The following is a 19,195-nucleotide window of genomic DNA, read 5'->3' on the forward strand; positions in this document are numbered from 1 at the left end:
TTAGCCTCTGCGTGTTAGAATACGGCATTAATTATTATTTTAAAGGAACCTTTATGTTTGAAGATAATGCGATCTTAACCACACTAAGCGATAAAGTAAATGACCTCATCACAAAATACGATGAAGTTTGTAGAGTAAATGAAGAGCTACGTAACGAGATCGTAACATTAAAAGCACAAAATGAGGCAAAGACCAATCAAATAATGCGTCTAGAAGAAGACCTAGATAAGAAAAATAGCGAAGCTGATGATGTAATGAAAAAGATCGAAGCCGTCCTTGGTAGATAAGCTAGGCATTTTTGGCATAAAAGATGAAACAGATCACGCTCACCGTATCATCTCGCGACTACACGATAACGCTTGATGATGATTTTGCTGAAGTTTTTGAGCGTGACTGGCAGAAATTTATGGGGGGAAAGAAATTTATCGAGCCTCGTGAGCTTATAAATGCCTTTGTCGAAAAGAGCTACGAGAGCTACACAAATTTACGCGTCGTAAAGGACGTCACAAAAGAGATAGAAGAGATACTAAAACCGGAAAATAAATGAAAAAAAGAGCTTTTACCCTAATAGAAATCATATTTGTCATCGTTATACTTGGCGTCTTGAGCGCTATTGCTATACCAAAGCTTTTCTTTACTAGAAGCGACGCCATAGTCGCAAACGCAAAAACGCAAATCGCTGCCATAAAAAGCGGCATCTCACTAAAATACAACGATAGCGTCCTAAAGGGCAATCCAGCATATCCAGACGCGCTTGATGATGGGAATAAACTTTTCAACAAAGTAATAAGCGTAAATATCGCAGACAGCGGCACAAAAAACGGCTGGCACAAAACTGGAGCAACCACTTATACCTTCAAACTAGACGGACAAACAGCAAATTTCACTTATAACAAAACCACTGGCGAATTTGACTGCCAAAGCAGCGACGGACTTTGCAGCGCTCTTGAGTGATGAGATACTACGAGGTCGTATTTAGCGGGGTAAATTTAGCTGCGCTCACATATAAAAGCGAGCTAGATATTGCGCCATTTCGCGCCGTCACTGCAAAGCTTAGGGGCAAAAGTCTAGTTGGCTTTATCCTGCGCGAAGTGGATGAACCAAGCTTTAAAACAAGCTTTATTGATGAAATTTTACCCATTAAGCTAAACGATATCCAAGCAACTTTAGCTAAATTTATCGCCTACTACTACACCTGCGAGCTTGGCGTTGCTATAAATTTATTTGAGCCACAAAGTCTTACTGATGATGAAATTTACAAAGGCGAAAGCGACTTTAAATCACCAAATTTAAGCCAAAAGCAGCTTGAAGCGCTAAATTTTATAAATGAGCGAAAAAGCTCACTCATCTTTGGCGACACTGGAAGTGGCAAAAGTGAAATTTACATAGCTAAAATTAGAGAAATTTTAAACGAAGGCGGCCAAGCGCTATTTTTAATGCCTGAAATTTCACTAACCCCACAAATGCAAAAGCGCTTAGAGAGCTTCTTTGGCGAGGCGGTGGCTGTGTGGCACTCAAAGATCACGCCAAAGAAAAAAGAGCAAATTTTAAAGGACATTAAAAGCGGCAAAGCAAGGCTTATTGCAGGAGCTAGGTCTGCTCTATTTTTGCCACTTGAGAGGCTAAAACTCATCATCATAGACGAAGAGCACGATGATAGCTACAAAAACACGGGCTCAAAGCCCCACTACAACGCAAGAGACCTAGCACTCTTTTTAACTAGCAAATTTGACCTGCAAGTGGTACTTGGAAGCGCCACGCCAAGCCTTACTAGCTTTTATAAGCAAGAATGTTTTCGCCTAAAGGGGACATATTTTGAGTCGCAAAAGAGCTATATATTTGACGAGAGCGAGACTGGCATAAGCGAAGTTTTAAAAGAGCAGATCGCAAAGACGCTTGAAAACAAAAAACAAGCCGTCATCTGCCTGCCAACAAGGGCAAATTTCAAATATCTTGTCTGCAAAAACTGCGGAGAGACGGTGAAGTGTCCATTTTGTAGCATCGGCATGAGCTACTATAAAAAGCAAAACTTGCTAAAGTGCCAATACTGCGAGCACAAAATGGCCGTGCCAAAGACCTGCCACCAGTGCGGCAGCGAGATGATAGAGGCTAAAAAGATCGGCACGAGCGAGCTTTTAGAGAGGCTGCAAGCTGAGTTTGCAAACGCTAGGATCGCTAAATTTGACAGAGACGAGATCACTACGCAAAATAAGCTCGTCAAGGCCTTGAAGGAATTTAACGATGGCAAGATAGATATCTTGCTTGGCACACAGATGCTAAGTAAGGGGCATGATTATCACAACGTCGAGCTAGCCGTCATCATGGGCTTTGACGAGCTTTTAAATTTTCCTGATTTTAAAGCTAGAGAGCGGACACTTGCCCTTGCTATGCAAGTAGCTGGAAGAGCTGGCAGAAACGGAGCTGGCAGGGTCATCATCCAAAGCAAACAAAGGGAGTTTTTTGAAAGTTATATCAGCGACTACGACGCATTTTTAAAGGAGGAGATCAGCTACCGAGAGGGGCTGTATCCGCCATTTACTAGGCTGCTTCGCGTGGTCGTTTCGCACAAAGATGAGAGCATGGCAAAGGGCGCAATGAACGAATTTGTGCAAAGGCTGGAGCCACTAAAAAGCGACGAGCTAGAGATCGTTGGATACGGCAAGTGCCAGGCTGAGTATCTTGTGGGTAAATTTAGATATGAAATTTTACTTCGTTCAAACTCACACACCATGCTTTTAAAAGCGGCAAACCTCTGCAAAAGCGATCTTAGCGATATTGATATAGATCCAGTGAATTTTAGCTAGTGATTAGCCAATGTTTATTATAATCTCACCAAAAATTTAACGGATGCGTCAATGCTTTTTAACTCTTACGAATTTATATTTTTATTCTTGCCATTTACATTTTTTGTGTATTTTTATCTAAATAAAAAGCGTCTTACAGAAGTGGCAAAGGGCTTTTTGGTTCTATCGTCTTTATTTTTTTACAGCTGGTGGAATGTCATTTATCTGCCACTAATCTTAGGCTCAATGGTGTTTAACTACTGCTTTGGTGTGGAGCTAAACAAAGAAAATAGTAAAATTTCTAAAAAATTTATTCTTATACTAGGCATTGTGGCAAATTTAATGCTACTTGGATATTTTAAATATTCAGACTTTTTCATAAGCAATGTAAATTTTATCTTTAACACCCAGATACCTCATTTAAATTTGCTATTACCCCTTGCGATATCATTTTTTACTTTTCAGCAAATAGCCTATTTGGTCGATAGTGCTACGGGGGGGGGTACGAAGCAGTATGATTTTTTAAACTACTGCTTATTTGTTACCTTTTTTCCGCAACTAATCGCTGGTCCGATCGTTCATCACAAAGAGATGATGCCACAGTTTGCAAATTTAAAAAATAGAGTAATCAACTATAAAAATATAGCACTTGGTCTATTTATATTTTCGATAGGGCTTTTTAAAAAGGTAGTTATCGCTGATAGTTTTGCTGTTTGGGCAACAAATGGTTTTGACAAGGCGGCTGTCTTAAATTTATTTGAAGCATGGGCGACTAGCCTAAGCTATACATTTCAGCTCTACTTTGACTTTAGCGGATACTGCGATATGGCTATCGGTGCAGCACTTCTTTTTAATATCAAGCTTCCAATAAACTTTAACTCACCCTATAAAGCCTTAAACATTCAAGACTTTTGGCGCAGATGGCACATAACACTAAGCAGGTTTTTAAGAGACTATATCTATATCCCGATAGGTGGTAACCGCAAAGGTAGGCTACGAACATACGTAAATTTAATGGCAACCTTTATAATAGGTGGTATATGGCACGGGGCTGGCTGGACATTTGTCTTTTGGGGACTTTTGCATGGCGTTGCCTTGGTTATTCACAGAATTTGGAGCGAACTTGGCTTCAAGATGAATAAAATTTTGGCTTGGTTCATAACATTTAACTTTATAAATATTACTTGGGTATTTTTTAGAGCAAAAGATTGGGACGATGCTTTAAAAGTTTTAAAAGGGATGTTTGGGCTGAGTGGTGGCATAGTTTTAAACGCCAGATTAGAAAAAAGAGTAGGATTTTTAAAAGAATATGGTGTAAGTTTTGATAAATGGGATATAAATTTGCAAGTAGATGGAACAAATACTTTGATTTATTTTATGGTTTTCAGCTTTGTACTTGTACTATTTTGCAAAAACTCTGCTCAAAAGATACAATATTTTAAACTTTGCTGGCAAAATTTAACTATTGCTGTTTTTTGTTTTGTGTTAGCTATTTTAAATATGTACAAAATGTCTCAATTTTTATATTTTAATTTTTAGGAAGATCGCATGGGATTTAAAAAATGGACGTTTAGTTTTTTATTCGCCACAATTTTTATAATTCTATTTGTAGCAACTTTTAACTATATAGTTGACCCATATAGAATTTATGATACAAACATATTTAAAAATAAGCCAAAAGAAGATCTGCAAGCGCGTTTTGCAAAGGTTTTAAGAATTCAACAACTAAAGCCTACATCTATTTTTTTAGGAAATTCTCGCCCACAAAGATCATTTGATTCTGCACATAAATATTTTACACAACCGGCCTTTAATGCAGCCATATCTGGAAGCAATCTTAATGAGGCTAAAGCATATCTAAAATGGGCAATAAGACAAGGAAATTTAAAACAAGCGCTACTTGTTTTCGACGATAAAACTATGCTGGGCATGCGCAATAAGACGGATGATTTTGAGGAGTATTTTAAAAATCCAAAAGTGTATAAATATAAAATTTTATTTAGTCTTCAAATGCTTAGAGACTCTATAGCTACAGTTAAAAAACGAAAACAAACTCCACTTTTTGAGCCTGATGGCAGGCGCACAGAGGCTTCTTTGCTAGAAGAAGTACAAAAAAATGGAGGATATTACAAATACTCCATAAATACACTAGAAAACGGATACATGGCTAAATATAATAAGAATGAGGTATCAAAATTATCTTATAAAGTTTTTATAGATATCTTAAAAGAATGCCATGACAACAATATCAAACTAGATATTGCAATAAGCCCATTGCATGTTAGATTGCTTGAAGCTATGGACTATAGAGTTGGACTTGATGTGGTTTGGTATGAATGGAAAAAACAAATAGTGACAATAAATGAAGAGGTTGCTTTAAAGCTAGGTAAAAAGCCATTTAGGATAATAGATTTTGGTATGTACAACAATATAACAGCACAAGAACTACCAAAAGATATAAATCAAACCTCTAAATACTATTGGGAAGCAAGCCACTACAAAACAAAACTTGCAGATATGATGTTAGATGCTTTAATGCAACAAAATATAGATAACGATTTTGGCGTAGAAATAACTAGTAAAAACATTGATGCCCACATAGAAAAGCAAAAGAACCTTAGAAGTAAATTTATAAACACGCAAGAATATAGGCGTGAAGTTTTTGGAGATTAGGTTAAACAAATTTATTTAAAAGCCAAGATTTTATATAATCCCCAATAAAATTTAAAGGCAAAATTTTGCAACGATACCCGACAAAACAGATAAAAATTCGCGATGTTTTAATAGGCGGTGACGCACCGATCTCCGTGCAGTCGATGACATTTTCAAAGACAAAAGACGTAAAAGGCACGCTAGAGCAGATACAAAGGCTATATTTTGCAGGCTGTGACATCGTGCGCTGCGCAGTTTTTGACAAAGAGGACGCCAGCGCGCTAAAGCAAATCGTCGCAGGCTCACCCATCCCAGTCGTTGCAGACATACATTTTAACCACACCTACGCGCTCATCGTTAGTGAATTTGTCGATGCTATCCGCATAAATCCAGGCAACATAGGCTCAGCAAAGAACATAAAAGCAGTCGTTGATGCCTGCAAACAGCGAAATCTGCCTATCCGCATAGGCGTAAATTCTGGCTCGCTTGAAAAGCAGTTTGAAGACCGCTACGGCCGCACGGTTGAGGCTATGGTGGAGAGTGCTTTATACAACATCAAGCTTCTTGAGGATTTTGACTTTACAGACATTAAAATTTCACTTAAATCAAGCGACGTCGAGCGCACTATGCAAGCCTATCGTGCGCTTCGTCCAAAGACAAACTACCCATTTCATCTAGGCGTAACAGAGGCAGGTACTACTTTTCACGCGACTATCAAGTCCGCGATCGCACTTGGCGGGTTACTACTTGAGGGTATCGGCGATACGATGAGAGTTAGCATCACGGGCGAGCTTGAAGAGGAGATCAAAGTCGCAAAGGCGATCTTAAAAGATAGCGGCCGCCAAAAAGAGGGGCTAAACATCATCTCATGCCCAACTTGTGGGCGTTTGCAAGCTGACCTCATGGCAGCAGTAAAGCTCGTAGAAGAAAAGACAAAAGGGATAAAAGAGCCGCTAAACGTCTCAGTGATGGGCTGCGTGGTAAATGCTATCGGCGAGGCAAAAGGCGCAGATGTAGCCATAGCATTTGGCAAGGGAAATGGCATGATCATGCGACACGGCGAAGTGGTTGCGAGGCTGCCTGAGAGCGAGCTTGTGGATAGATTTTTACAAGAGATCGACGACGAGATAAAGAGCAGAGGATAAAGCAGTGGCAAAAGAGAGACTTAACGAGATAGAATTTAGCAACCTTTACGACCTTGATATGGAGCGAGCCATACTAAGCTCGATCATCGCAAACAACGACGCTTTGGGCGAAATTTTTGACACGATAAAGGCTGGAGACTTTTATCTAAAGGCTCACGCTCAAATTTACAAAGCGATGGTTGATTGTCTAAACGGCGACGTACCTATCGCATCGACATTTATCAAAAACAAGCTTGGCGAGAGCTACGATGATAACGTCATGGCGAGCATTTTAGCCACAAACTCGATCATTGACATCCAAAGATACGCAAACGAGCTAAAAGAAAAGTCGATAAAACGCAGTCTAGTAAAGATCGCCCACGACATCCCAAGCAAGGTAAATGAAGACAAAGCTAGCCGCGATATGGTCGATGAGTTAAGTCAAGAATTTTACTCGCTAGTCGATGGCAGCGGCACTGGCAGCATCAGAGATAGCGAAGATATCATAAAAAGCTTGATAGTGCACATGCAAAAGCAAGCTGCCCTAAACGAGCGCGACATCATCGGACTAAACACCGGCTTTAAAAAGCTAAATGAGATGATAAAAGGCTTTAAAAATGGCGATCTCATCATCATCGCAGCGCGCCCTGGCATGGGTAAAACGACGCTTTGTCTAAATTTCATGGGGCACGTTTTAAAAAGTGGCGCCGGCGTCGTCTTTTTCTCACTTGAGATGCCAGCAGAGCAGATCATGATGAGGATGCTAGCAGATAAGACCTCGATCCCACTTCAAGAGATAATGACAGCGACCTTGGACGACGAGAAGCTCGCTCACTTTAGCCACGCATGCAGCGAATTTTCGCACGCCAAACTCTTCGTGCATGATAGCGGCTACGTAAATATCCACCAAGTAAGGACGCAGCTTCGCAAGCTAAAGTCGGCTCATCCTGAAATTTCACTCTGCGTCATCGACTACATCGGCCTTATGATGAGCACAAACAACTACGCCGATCGCCACATACAAATAGCTGAAATTTCTCGTGGCTTAAAGCTTCTAGCACGCGAGCTAGATATGCCTATCATCGCACTTTCGCAGCTAAACCGCGGCCTTGAAGCACGCGCAAACAAGCGCCCTATGCTAAGTGACCTAAGAGAGTCAGGCGCGATCGAGCAAGACGCTGATATCATCCTTTTTGTCTATAGGCACGAGGTCTATCTGGAGCAAGAAGAGAACGAGAAAAAGAGCAAGGCAGCAGCCGAGGGCAAAGAGTATAAAAGTGAGCACGTTTTTAACAAGCTTCAAGAAAACGCCGAGATCATCGTTGGCAAAAACAGAAACGGCGAGGTCGGATCTATCGACGTGCTCTTTCAAAAGCAGTACTCTCGCTTTTGCGATATCGCCACCACACCAGTGCAATCAACTGAATTTAAAGAGTAAATTTGCCAAAAAGCAGGCGTATATTTTATTTTCTCCTGCTTTGCCTTTTGCTTTTTTGTCTAAATTTAGCGCTTAAATTTCATGAATATAACGCATTTATGGAGCTTGGCGAGCAAGACATCGTTGGCAAAGTAAGCGTAAATTTCACCAAAGAGAAAAACGGCAAAAAGCGCCAGATCATCAGGATCGACACTTCAAATTTTAGCTTTTACACAACCGCTTCTAAAAAAGATAAGATCAGTCTTTATGACGTCGTGGCACTTAGCGTTCAGCCAATAGACGTTAGTTTTAAAAACTATCTTTCTGGCACATTTTACATGCCAAGCTACGATAGAGCCGTTATCAAAAAAGACGAGAGCCTAAGGCAAAGAGCCATAAATTTCATCTCCGCGCAGCACGAAAACGCCAAAATTTCGCAGCTCTTCTCAGCGCTTTTCCTTGGCACAAATGTCTTTGGCGAGCTAAGAGATGACGTCTCAAACTGGGGCGTGGCGCACCTCATCGCCATTAGCGGCTATCATCTTGGCGTCATAAGTGCAGTTTGCTTTTTTCTTTTAAAGCTCGTTTTTAAGCCCATTTATGCGAGATATCTGCCTTACCGCTCATACATTTTTGACTTTACGATCACCGTATTTTTGGTGCTTTGCTTTTACTTTTACATGATCGGCTTTATAGCAAGCTTTTTGCGGGCATTTTTGATGAGCGTGGCTGGCTTTTATATGATCTGCAAAAAGATAAAGATCTTAAATTTCTACACGCTCTTTGGCGTTATTTTATTTAGCGTCGCCCTATTTCCGCAGCTTCTTTTTAGCGTTGGCTTTTATTTTTCATACCTTGGCGTCTTTTATATCTTCGTCTATCTTTTCTATTTTGCGCCTAAATTTAACCTGCTAGCAAACTCGCTACTCTTAAATTTATATGTCTTTTTTGCAATGGAGGTTGCGGTGCTCTATTTCTTCCCGCTCATTAGCCTCTTACAGCTTAGCGTGCTAGCTATCAACTACCTATTTGGCGTATTTTATCCACTAAGCTTTTTACTTCATCTCTTTGGATATGGCGGCATTTTTGATGAAATTTTAAGCAAGATGCTAGCTTTTAGACTAAGCTCTGGTAGTCTTCACATAAGCACATCTGTCTTTTTACTTTATAACGCCATCACGCTTTTATGCGTTAAATTTAAGCCAGCAGCATTTTTGCCACCACTATTTGGCGTGGCATCGTTTTTGCTCTTTTTGCTAAATTTTTCGTAGTCAAAATTTATTTAAATTTGCCGATATGCTTTTAAATTTAAAGGCGAGGCGATGCAGATAAACTCAAATTTTATAAATTTAAATAAAAACGGCTCTACAGCTACTGGCGATGAAAATTTAAAAAGCAAAAATTTGCCAAAACTAGATAAGAGTGAAATTTTACACGACGCTTCAAATTTAGTTAGCGAGACAAATAACCAGAGCGAGAGTAGCGCCGATGTCATAAAAAAGCAGTTAGAAAAATTGCAAAAACAGCTAAAAGAGATTGAAGCTGCGATAAAACAGGCAAGTGCTAGCAAAAATCCATACGCAAAAGAGTTGGTCGCTTCTCTTCAGACCAAAAAAGGGGCCATCTTTGCTCAGATAATGCAGTTAAACGCCCAGCTTGTAAAGATGCAAGGCGCTTAAATAGCTCAAATTTAACCCTAAATTTAACCTCACGCGGTCTTTACAACGTAAAATTTCATCACTCTATTGTGAATTAGTAGCGAGATATACATTATCACAGCGCCTAAAATAAGCCTTGTTAGATTAGTGTCCTTTTGCCAAAAGACTAAATTTACAATGATAGCAGCTGGTATGAGGGCGTTGTTCATGATGGCAAGCACGCCGCTATCGACCTCGCAAGCGCCTTTGTTCCACATAAAATAGCCAACCCCGCTAGCGACCGCTCCAAGCCACAAAAGCACCAAAGTTTGGGTTAGATCAACGTGAAATTTAGCTGGATTGCCAAGTGTTACGAGCGCGATCACTGCCACAAAAAACGCTCCAAAGTGAAAGTAGCCAAAGACCTTTTTTTGATCCACGTCATATCTCTCCAAAAGCGCCTTATACGCACTCTGCCCTGCTCCAAAGCAGATATTTGCCCCTTGCACCAGCAAAAAGCCCTTTATCGCCCCTTCGTTTATCGCGCCATACTTGATGATAAGCGCGCCAAAGACCGCAACGCCAACGCTAAAGAGATAAAGCGGTCTAAATTTAAAGCTAAACGCATCGTAGATCAATGTGACGTAAAACGGCGTAAAAATGGTAAAAAGTGCGACTTCTGGCACGCTTAGATACAAAAACGAGTTGTAGTAGCAAAGATACATTAGCCCTATTTGCACCGCTCCGATCGCCATTATGCCAAGGGCGAGCTTGGGGCTGACGCCGCGAAATTTCGTAAATGGCAAAAAAACTAGGCTTGCAAGCGTCACGCGCACAAAAACAGCCAGATAACTATCGACCTTTCCCGCTAAAAACTCGCCTATCAAGCTAAAGCTAAACGCCCACAAAATGGTCACGAAGATCAGTTTATTCATTCTATCACTACCTCATTTATATTTCTTGCGCATTCAAAAAAGTATTCAAGCTTATTTAGCTCGAGCAAATCGCCATTTAGGATGAAATTTGCCCTGTCGCTAAAATTTTTCTCGCTCACAAACAAAAACTGCTCAAATTTTACCTTGCCGCTAAGATAGCCATTTAGCAGGTCATTAAAGTCGCTATCAAGGCTATCTTGCTTTAGCGAGTCTAAATTTAGCCTAGCACTTAAGCCCTCTATCACGCCTCTTAGATCCTTTAGCCTAGCTATTATCCTGTTTTCTTCGTCGCTTAGATCAAGCGCGGCCCTTTGCTCCTCTATGCGCTTAGTTTGGCTTTGCTTGCTAAGGCTTAGGCTATCTGGCAGCTTCCACTCAAACTCCACTCTAGGCTTGTTCGCATCAGCGTATGCCTCAGCCATCTGCGAAGTCGTCCTCTCACCTTTTTTAAAGCTGTTATTATTCACACTTTGCGTATCTTTTAAGTAAATTTTTGGAGCAAATTTGCTCTTTTGCTTCTCATTTTCTTGCTCTTTTATATATTTTTCTTGCTCCATAGCCCCAAGTTTGGCGCTTAGATCATCCTTGCTAAAATCAGGCATCACTATCTTTGAGCCAGCATTAAAGCCGATCTCGCCATTTGAGAGTAAATTTATCCTAGAGTTTAACTCCGCTAGCTTAAGTCCAAGCTCGTCAAGCTCGGCTCTTTTTTTATTTAAGGTGAAATTTATCGCATCAAATTCGCTCTTATCGATCTCGCCATACTCAAACCAAAACTCATTTTCAGCCGCAGCCTTTGCAAAGCTATCAACAAATTTTGTCTCTAAATTTATCAGCGAATTTAGTGCAACAGCGTTGAAATAGACCTTTGCGACCTGAAAAGCAGTGAGATTCATCAGCTCTTCATCTTTGTAAATTTTTTCCACGCCCTTGTGGTCTAAAATTTTATCCGAAGCCTCACTCGCACCGCCGTCAAAGATGAGATACTCGACCTTTGCCGTGATCGATCCAGCCTTTGTCATATATCCGCCCTTTAGCTCGTCAGGCACAAAGGTATATCTGCCATCAAGGGATAAATTTAGCTTGTTGCTCTTATTTTTATTTATATATTCATTTTTATTAAATTCTTTCAAACTCTCAAGCTTCGCACTTTGCGCCAGAGCGATGATCTCTAGTAAATTTCCAGCCCAAAGAGGCAAAGCAAAGAGCAAAACCGCCAAAATCTTCTTCAAATTCTCTCCCTTTCATAAAATTTTCTTATAAATTTATCAAGATTATAGACCCAAGCAAATAGCACTGGCACGACAAGCAGACTAAGCAAGGTCGAGCTAATGAGCCCAAAGATGATGCTTATAGCCATAGGCGAGTTGGCTTCAAAGCCAGCACCCCTGCCAAGCGCAAGAGGTAGCATGGCAAATATCATCGCAAAAGTGGTCATCAAAACAGCCCTTAAGCGCTTTTTAGCAGCCACTTTCACAGCTTCATTTGCCTCTATGCCGTTATTTGCAAAGTGATTTGCAAAATCAACCACCAAAATGGCGTTTTTACCGACCATGCCAAAGAGCAAGATGACGCCAACCATGACAAATAGGCTAAATGGATTGCCGCTTATAAAAAGTCCGATCACCACGCCACAAAAGGCAAGTGGCATGGCTAGCATGATGAGAAATGGCAGCAAAAAGCTCTCATAAAGCGCAGCAAGCACCATGTAAATAAGCACCGCACTAGCGCTCACTGTAAAGATAAAAGAAGCGTTCGTATCGTCCATCAGCTCGACAAAACCAAGAAATTTATACTTGAAATTTGCTGGCAAAATTTCATCAAGCTTCTTTGAAATTTCATTTGCCACGCTATTTAGAGGAGCGTTGTTTTTTGTATTTGCTAGAAATTTGATCTCATCGGCTCTATTAAACCTTGAAATGCTAGCTGGCTTTTGCTCAAAACTAATCGTCGCCACATCGCCAAGTGTTACAAAAAAGCCCTCATTGCTTCTTATCTTGGTCTTTAAGATATCATCTGTATCGCTTCTAAATTTATCATCAAGACGCATGTAAAGCTCATACTCTTTGCCATTTTCGTTTTCAAAAACAGAGACCTCGTTCTGGCTAAATGCACTATAAACAGCGCTTGCAATGCTGGCTTTATCTAAATTTAGCCTTTTTGCCTTATCTTCATCTATAGAAATTTGCACACGCTTTAGCAGATCTTCTTCAGGCGAATTTACATCCGTTGCGTCATTTATCTCTTTTAGCATCTTGCTGATCTTTGGCACAAATTTCTCTAGATCTTTGCCATTTTCAGATGTGATAGTAAGCTTAACTGGCTGCACATCGCCACCTTCAACAACCGGAAGATCAGCCACAATGACGCTCATATCGTCACTTTTTAGCTTGTCGCGAAACCTCTGCATGATGGCGTTTTGCCGCTCGTGATTAGCTCTATCTTTTAGCTCCTTTAGCCTAACGTAAGCTTTTACAAGATAAGGCTGCTTGGCGTCTGTGTAGCCAAGGATGAAGTAGGCGTAAGCTACCTGAGGATCGGCATTTATGAGTGAAATTTTATCTTTTAGCCTCTCTTTGCTAGCTTGTAGGCTAAGTGAAGGATCAAGCTTAAAGTAGATGTTAAACTCCGAGTTATCCTCGCTTGGCATGAAGTCGCCACCTACAAATTTAGCCAGTCCAAACGAGCAAACAACGACCACAAGCGTTATGGCTAAAAATATGAGCTTAAATTTAAGCGCTAAAGTCAAAATTTTCTCATAGAAATTTTCAAGCGCTTCAAAAAATGGCTCACTCTTTATATAAAATTTGCTCTCCTTAGCATCTACAAACCTGGCACTAAGCGTTGGCACAAGAAATATACTCACAAAAAACGAGATGACGATGCCAGCTGCCACGCTCATCGCAAAGGAGTTAAAGTACTTGCCAACGATGCCACTCATAAAGGCTATTGGCACAAAAACGCAAAGCAGCACGAGCGAGATCGCAAAGACGCTAAATGCTATCTCTTTTATGCCTGCAAAGCTTGCTTTTAGGGCATTTGGCTCATCTTTTAGCCGGCTTGCGATGTTTTCAGTGACGACGATCGCATCGTCGATGAAAATTCCGATGCCAAGTGTGAGCGCTATGAGGCTTAGGCGGTTGATGTCGTAGCCTAGGGCATTTATGATGAAAAATGTCGCCACGATGCTAGTTGGTATCGCTACGACTGAGATGATAGTGATCGAGAAATTTCTTAAAAAAAGATAGACGATCACGATGGTTAGCAAGACGCCAAGGATCATATCAAAGGCGGTTTGATCGATGTGCTTTTGTATCACTTCGCTCTTATCGTAGGCTATTTTTACGTCGTATTCATTACCAAGCAGGCTTTTAAACTGCTCTAGCTTTACTTTAGCTAGGGCGATCACGGTTAAGGCGTTTGCGTCTGGAGCTAGCTCAAGACCAAGCAAGACGCCACTTTTTTTATCCATTATCGCTGCTTCGTTTGCGTCTTTATAAGCAAGATCAACGCTTGCGATATCTTTTAAAAAGACCCCTTGTTTGATCGTTAAATTTCTTATCTCATCTATGCTTTTGGCGCTAAAATTTGACTTGATAGCCATTTGGATTTTTTCATTTTCTATCTTGCCAAGTGGTGCTTTTAAATTTTCAACCTTTATCAAATTTGCCACTTCATTTGCGCTAAGAGCGTTTTTATCAAGCTTAAATCTATCTAGTAAAATTTTCACCGCTGGCTCTAAAAAGCCATTTGTCTTGACCTTTGAAACGCCGCTAATGCGCTCTAAAAATGGCTTTGCCACGTCATCGATCTCTTGCATTAGCTTAGTTTCATTACCATCGAGCCTTGTAATAAAGAGGCTAAAGACGGCTGAAGAGAGGCCATTTAGCTTTTCTATCTCGTAGTTTGCGTTTAACCTTGCCTTTTGCATCTTGTCGCGGACGTCGTTTGTAGCGCTCTCCAGGTCTTTGTTTAGCTCAAATTCGATGCTTACCACGCTTAGGTTGTCAAAGCTAGTTGAGTAAAGCTTTTTTATCCCCTCGATGCTTGAGACCTCGTCCTCGATCTTTTGCGTGATCTTTGTCTTGATGTAGTTCATGTCGCCGTTTGCGTAGGTCGTGATCTTAACGATTGGGATATTTACTTGCGGGTATAAATTTACGTTCATCGTCTTTAGCGAGTAGATGCCAAAGACAACGAGACTTAAAAATATCATAAGCGTAGTTATGGGGCGGTTTATGGCTGTTTTTATCATTTATTTTCGCCGATTATCACTTTTCCTTGACCAAACATGCCTGGCTTTAGCCCCACATCGTAAGCTTCGGCGTAAAATTTCCTAGTCTCTCTTTTTATTTCTGGGTAAATTAGCGCGATTTTAACCTCTTTTTCCTCGTTTGTTGCGTCAAGCTTAAATTTAAAAATGTCGCCAACTTTTACTAAATTTGCGTATTTTTCGTCAATCGCTATTAAAATTTTAGCCTCCTCGGAGTTTAAGACAAAGGCTGGCTGAAGTGGCGAAGCGCTCTCGCCAAGCTCGACATTTTTACTAGCTATTACACCATCAAACTGAGCTTTTAAAACGGCCTTTTTAAGATGATCATCTGCGTTTAAAATGGCGATCTCAGCCGCTTGCACCCTAAGAGCTGCCTCGTCAAATTTATACTTTACCTCATCAAATTCTTGCTTTGAAGTGACGTCCTTTACTTGGCTAAATTTATTAAAGGTGCTTTTAGCAAATTCTTTGGCATTTTTGGCAAGCGCTAGGTCGTTTTTTGCCTTTTTTAGAGCGATCTCAAGGCTTGTTTGATCAAGGCTAGCTAGCACGTCACCTTTTTTAACGTGACTTGAGACATCTACAAAAATTTTATCCACCTTGCCGCTGCTCTCAAATGCAAGCTTTGAGCTTTGCTTGGCATAGACTTCAAAATCAGCAAAAATTTCCTCCCCTGCAAATGAAAAAATGCAAAATATCATTAAAATTATAAGTTTTTTCAATCCCTAATCCTCTCTAAAATGCTCTCCCCGCTCTCAAAAAAATACTCCGCTTTTTTGATCTCCAGCTCATCTTTCGCCCCTTCAAAAAGGCTAATGGCATCAAATTTTTGTGAGAGCGCCTCAAGCAGGTCGCTATATCCTAAAAGCCCAGAGTTATACTTCTCAAAGCTCGCTCTAAGCGCAAGCTCGCTCGCCTTTACATACTCATTTAGCGAGGCGATCTTTGAGCTAAGAGTTGTGATCTCGTTTTGTAAATTTTTAAGTTTTGTCTCGTTTTCGCGCTTTTTATACTCTAAATTTAGCCTCGCTTCATCAAGCGCGATCTTGCTAGCTTGACTCATCTTGCTAGTGGCAAAAAAGTCAAAAATTTTCCACCTAAAGCTAACGCCAAATTTATTGCCGTGCGTATCCTCTTTTAGATATTTATCAAGATATGGGCGATAAGCGTTATACTTGCCAAGGTCGATGTCGTAGTTGTTTTTGTAAAATCCATAGGTGTCATAGAGCATGATTTGGGGTAAAAAGCCAGCTCTTGTCTCGCTAAGCTTAGCTTCACTTATAAAAATATCTTGATTTAGCCTGTCAAGCTCGGCATTTTTTGAAGCTAAATTTGAGCCAGTCTCAGCCATTTTTGCCCCGCTAAGTGGCGAAATTTGCTCGCCTGTTAGCAAATTTATCTCATTTAAAATTTGCTCCATTTTGTTTTTATACTCAAGCTGCGTGCTGTTTGCCAAGTGGTATTTTGCCCGCACATTTTCTAGCTCATCTTTTGGGGCAAGACCTGCAATGTTCGCCTTTTCAAGCTTGTCTAAAACACCTTTTAAGAAATTTGCCTGAGCCTTTTTGGCTGCTATTATATTTTCAAGTGCGCAGGCGTTAAAGTATAAATTTACAGCCTTAAACGCAAGGTAGTTTTTGGCTTCATCGCTTGCGATAGCGGCTTTGTTTTTTAAAAGCTGACTCATCTTTAGCCTAGCCTCTCTAGCTCCACCATCATATAGTAAAAAATCAATCCTTGCCAGCACGCCAGCTGACTCTTTGGCGACTATGCTTGGGAAGGTACTTGCGTTTTTGCCGTATGAGCCCTCTAGGCTAAGGCTTGGCAAGTAGGCGCTAGTGGTAGCCTCACTATTCAAATTTGCTCTTTTTAACTCAAGCTCTTTGATCTTTGAAATTTCGTTTTGAGTGGCCTTGTTCGCTATCTCGCTCAAATTTGATCCAAATAGCGCCAAAGGCAAAAGTGCTAATAAAATTTTTTTCATCAGTGAAAGCTCTTTACTAAATTTCCTATTAGCAAATTCCAGCCATCAACTAGCACGAAGATGAGTAGTTTAAATGGCAGCGAGATCATGACAGGAGGTAGCATCATCATACCCATCGCCATCAAAACGGAGCTTACGACCATGTCGATCACCAAAAATGGCAGGTAGAGCAAAAATGCTATCTCAAAAGATGTCTTTAGCTCGCTTATCATAAAGGCTGACATCGCGATGCTTAGCGGGATATCCTCGATATTTGCTGGATTTTGCAAATTTCTTATCCTAAAAAATAGCGCAAGATCTTTTTCTCTAGTGTTTTTTACCATAAATTCTTTAAAGGGCTTTAAGCTCTTATCAAGCATCTCCTCATAGCCTATCTGCTCGGCTATATAAGGCTTTATGCCCTCATCATAGCTTCTTTGCCCGACTGGCTCCATGATAAAAAATGTAAGCACCATCGCAAGCGAGATGAGCACCGTTGAAGGCGGCACTTGTTGCGTACCCATCGCTTGACGCAAAAATGAAAATACAATGACAAGGCGCAAAAAGCTCGTCATCATAAAGATGAGCGAGGGAGCGAGTGCTAATGCGGTGAGGATTAGTAAAACATTTAGTGAATTTACAAGCTGCTCGGCATTTTGCGGTGAATTTAGGCTTAAATTTATAGTTGGCAGCGCAGGATCAGCGCCAAAAACTACACAAAACAAAACCGCTAAACTAAGCAGTGCTTTCACGACTAATTCCTCGTATCAAGGATACTTTTCTTAGTAGCCTCTTTATTTTTTGGCTCGAGCGAAACGAAGTGAATTTCCACTCTATTGTTTTTGGCTCTGCCCTCCTCTGTGCTATTGCTAGCGATCGGATCAAAAGATGCCCTGCCAGAAGTGATAAGCCTCTCTTGTGGTACGCCGTCACTAACTAGCTCTTCAAGCACGCTTAGCGCCCTTGCGGTAGAGAGCTGCCAGTTGTTTTTATATATAGAGTCTTTGCTTGGATTTGTATTATCAGTGTATCCGATGATATCTGTTTTTACCTCATTTGGCATTTTGGCTATGATCATGCCTATTCGCTTTAAAAAGAGCTTCGCATCCTCGCCAGAAATTTCAGCGCTATCTTTGTCAAAGAGCATCGCAGCTGGAAGTCTAACGATAAAGCCATCCTCGCTCTCCTCCATCGTGATCTCAGGTGCTCCGCTAGCCGTTAGTAGCTCATTTATCTTTTTAACAGTCGAAGTGACCTCGTTTTGAGCGCCTTTTTGAGCTTTTGGCTTTGGAGTGCGTCTGCTTTCAGGATCTGTCTCTTTTTCTACCTGACTATCTGGTCTTGCACCACCCTCTAGCACGCTTAGCGCACCAGCTAGTGAGCCAACAGCAGCCTCCATCTTTTTAGCATCCATCGTCGCCATAGAAAGGAGCAAAACGAAGAAGCAAAGTAGGAGTGACATAAGGTCACCAAAGGCAGCCAGCCACTCAGGCATACACTTTGGGCACTCTTCTGGTTTTATTAATTTACCCATTATTCAAACTGACTTTTTCTATCTTTTGGAGGTAAAAATGCTAAAAGCTTAGCTTCAAGCGTTCTTGGGTTATCCCCTGCTTGTATCGCCATGATACCCTCTAAAATGACTTGCTTCTCAAGCGCCTCATCAGCATCGCGGATCGAGAGGATATTTGCAACAGGTGAGCCGATGATGTTACCTATCATCGCACCATAAAGTGTCGTAAGCAAGGCAACCGCCATAGATGGACCGATCGCACTAGGATCTGACATGTTAAGAAGCATCGCAACAAGACCGATAAGCGTACCGATCATACCCATCGCACCAGCAAAACCACCGACTTGCTCGAAAATTTTGATGTTATTTGCATGCCTTGTGCTAGTCTGATCGATATCGATCTCCAAAAGCGCTCTGATCGCATCTGGCTCATTGCCATCGACCGCCATCGAAAGACCTTTTTTTAAAAACTGATTTGATTCATTATTTACTTCGCTCTCAAGTGCTAAGATGCCATCTCGCCTAGCTTTGGTTGAGTAATCAACTACTTTTTTTATAGTCTCAGGTAAATTTACAACGACTGATGGCTTAACAGCGACACCATAAAATTTACCAACACCTTTAAGCGTCTCCATCTTGAAGCCAACCATCATAACGCCGATAGTACCACCAAAAACGATCATCACAGAAGGGATGTCGATGTATGGTCCTATACCAACGCCTATCGCCATTGATCCAAACAAAAGCACCAGGGTCAAAACCCAGCCGACGACGGTTCCTAAATCCATTTAAACTCGCTTTATTTATAAATTCTTAAGAATTGCTATTTTATTAGCTTTTTGTTGAAACAATCGTTAAATTAAAAAAAATGTTTGCCATTTTTTGCTACAATCTGCGA

Annotated in this window: 18 protein-coding genes; 10 read left to right on the top strand and 8 right to left on the bottom strand. The window is 40.9% G+C overall.

The features are described from left to right. Positions 1–53: 53 nt before the first annotated feature. The 10 genes from CVS86_RS08605 to CVS86_RS08650 all read left to right on the top strand — a co-directional run bounded on the left by CVS86_RS08605 (position 54) and on the right by CVS86_RS08650 (position 9,655). Positions 54–287, top strand: a complete 234-nt coding sequence (locus tag CVS86_RS08605; protein WP_002940382.1) for a hypothetical protein — start codon at positions 54–56, stop codon at positions 285–287. 23 nt (positions 288–310) lie between these two features. Then, positions 311–547 (top strand): hypothetical protein, encoded by a 237-nt coding sequence (locus CVS86_RS08610; protein ID WP_009293636.1) that lies wholly within the window; start codon positions 311–313, stop codon positions 545–547. Further along, positions 544–954: a type II secretion system protein gene (locus CVS86_RS08615; protein WP_107791625.1), complete on the top strand. Its 411-nt coding sequence runs from the start codon at positions 544–546 to the stop codon at positions 952–954. Before CVS86_RS08610 ends, CVS86_RS08615 begins: the two co-directional genes overlap by 4 nt. Continuing rightward, positions 954–2,804, top strand: a complete 1,851-nt coding sequence (locus tag CVS86_RS08620; RefSeq protein WP_107791626.1) for a primosomal protein N' — start codon at positions 954–956, stop codon at positions 2,802–2,804. Before CVS86_RS08615 ends, CVS86_RS08620 begins: the two co-directional genes overlap by 1 nt. 51 nt (positions 2,805–2,855) lie before the next feature. After that, positions 2,856–4,322: an MBOAT family O-acyltransferase gene (locus CVS86_RS08625; RefSeq protein ID WP_107791627.1), complete on the top strand. Its 1,467-nt coding sequence runs from the start codon at positions 2,856–2,858 to the stop codon at positions 4,320–4,322. A 9-nt stretch (positions 4,323–4,331) separates the two neighbouring features. Beyond that, entirely contained in the window at positions 4,332–5,456 is a 1,125-nt protein-coding gene (locus tag CVS86_RS08630; protein ID WP_107791628.1) for a hypothetical protein, read from the top strand. Positions 5,457–5,521: 65 nt separating this feature from the next. After that, entirely contained in the window at positions 5,522–6,580 is a 1,059-nt protein-coding gene (gene ispG / locus CVS86_RS08635; RefSeq protein ID WP_103569750.1) for a flavodoxin-dependent (E)-4-hydroxy-3-methylbut-2-enyl-diphosphate synthase, read from the top strand. 4 nt (positions 6,581–6,584) lie between these two features. Beyond that, on the top strand, positions 6,585–7,997 hold the full coding sequence (locus CVS86_RS08640; protein ID WP_103569749.1) for a replicative DNA helicase: 1,413 nt from the start codon (positions 6,585–6,587) through the stop codon (positions 7,995–7,997). 2 nt (positions 7,998–7,999) lie between these two features. Then, complete coding sequence (locus CVS86_RS08645) at positions 8,000–9,247, top strand: ComEC/Rec2 family competence protein (protein ID WP_107791629.1); 1,248 nt, start codon at positions 8,000–8,002, stop codon at positions 9,245–9,247. Positions 9,248–9,298: 51 nt separating this feature from the next. Continuing rightward, complete coding sequence (locus CVS86_RS08650; RefSeq protein ID WP_107791630.1) at positions 9,299–9,655, top strand: hypothetical protein; 357 nt, start codon at positions 9,299–9,301, stop codon at positions 9,653–9,655. Positions 9,656–9,684: 29 nt separating this feature from the next. On the opposite strand, the gene CVS86_RS08655 is transcribed toward CVS86_RS08650, so the two are convergent. The 8 genes from CVS86_RS08655 to CVS86_RS08690 are packed head-to-tail and all read right to left on the bottom strand — an operon-like array spanning position 9,685 to position 19,085. Continuing rightward, positions 9,685–10,548, bottom strand: a complete 864-nt coding sequence (locus CVS86_RS08655; protein ID WP_107791631.1) for an EamA family transporter — start codon at positions 10,546–10,548, stop codon at positions 9,685–9,687. After that, entirely contained in the window at positions 10,545–11,780 is a 1,236-nt protein-coding gene (locus CVS86_RS08660; protein ID WP_107791632.1) for a TolC family protein, read from the bottom strand. Before CVS86_RS08660 ends, CVS86_RS08655 begins: the two co-directional genes overlap by 4 nt. Then, entirely contained in the window at positions 11,777–14,803 is a 3,027-nt protein-coding gene (locus CVS86_RS08665; protein WP_107791633.1) for an efflux RND transporter permease subunit, read from the bottom strand. The genes CVS86_RS08660 and CVS86_RS08665 overlap by 4 nt, the downstream gene beginning before the upstream one ends. Continuing rightward, positions 14,800–15,543 carry an efflux RND transporter periplasmic adaptor subunit gene (locus CVS86_RS08670; protein ID WP_107791634.1) on the bottom strand — a complete coding sequence of 248 codons (744 nt, stop codon included), beginning with the start codon at positions 15,541–15,543 and terminating at the stop codon, positions 14,800–14,802. The genes CVS86_RS08665 and CVS86_RS08670 overlap by 4 nt, the downstream gene beginning before the upstream one ends. Then, positions 15,540–16,805, bottom strand: a complete 1,266-nt coding sequence (locus CVS86_RS08675) for a TolC family protein (protein ID WP_107791635.1) — start codon at positions 16,803–16,805, stop codon at positions 15,540–15,542. Before CVS86_RS08675 ends, CVS86_RS08670 begins: the two co-directional genes overlap by 4 nt. Then, positions 16,805–17,527 (bottom strand): flagellar type III secretion system pore protein FliP, encoded by a 723-nt coding sequence (gene fliP / locus CVS86_RS08680; protein WP_196779718.1) that lies wholly within the window; start codon positions 17,525–17,527, stop codon positions 16,805–16,807. Before fliP ends, CVS86_RS08675 begins: the two co-directional genes overlap by 1 nt. A gap of 11 nt (positions 17,528–17,538) precedes the next feature. Then, positions 17,539–18,318 (bottom strand): flagellar motor protein MotB, encoded by a 780-nt coding sequence (locus CVS86_RS08685; RefSeq protein WP_009293623.1) that lies wholly within the window; start codon positions 18,316–18,318, stop codon positions 17,539–17,541. Beyond that, positions 18,318–19,085 (bottom strand): motility protein A, encoded by a 768-nt coding sequence (locus CVS86_RS08690; RefSeq protein ID WP_004318159.1) that lies wholly within the window; start codon positions 19,083–19,085, stop codon positions 18,318–18,320. Before CVS86_RS08690 ends, CVS86_RS08685 begins: the two co-directional genes overlap by 1 nt. Between the last annotated feature and the right edge of the window lie 110 nt (positions 19,086–19,195).

Origin of the sequence: Campylobacter concisus (assembly GCF_003048605.1) — a bacterium.
In the GTDB taxonomy this organism is placed as follows: domain Bacteria; phylum Campylobacterota; class Campylobacteria; order Campylobacterales; family Campylobacteraceae; genus Campylobacter_A; species Campylobacter_A concisus_BM.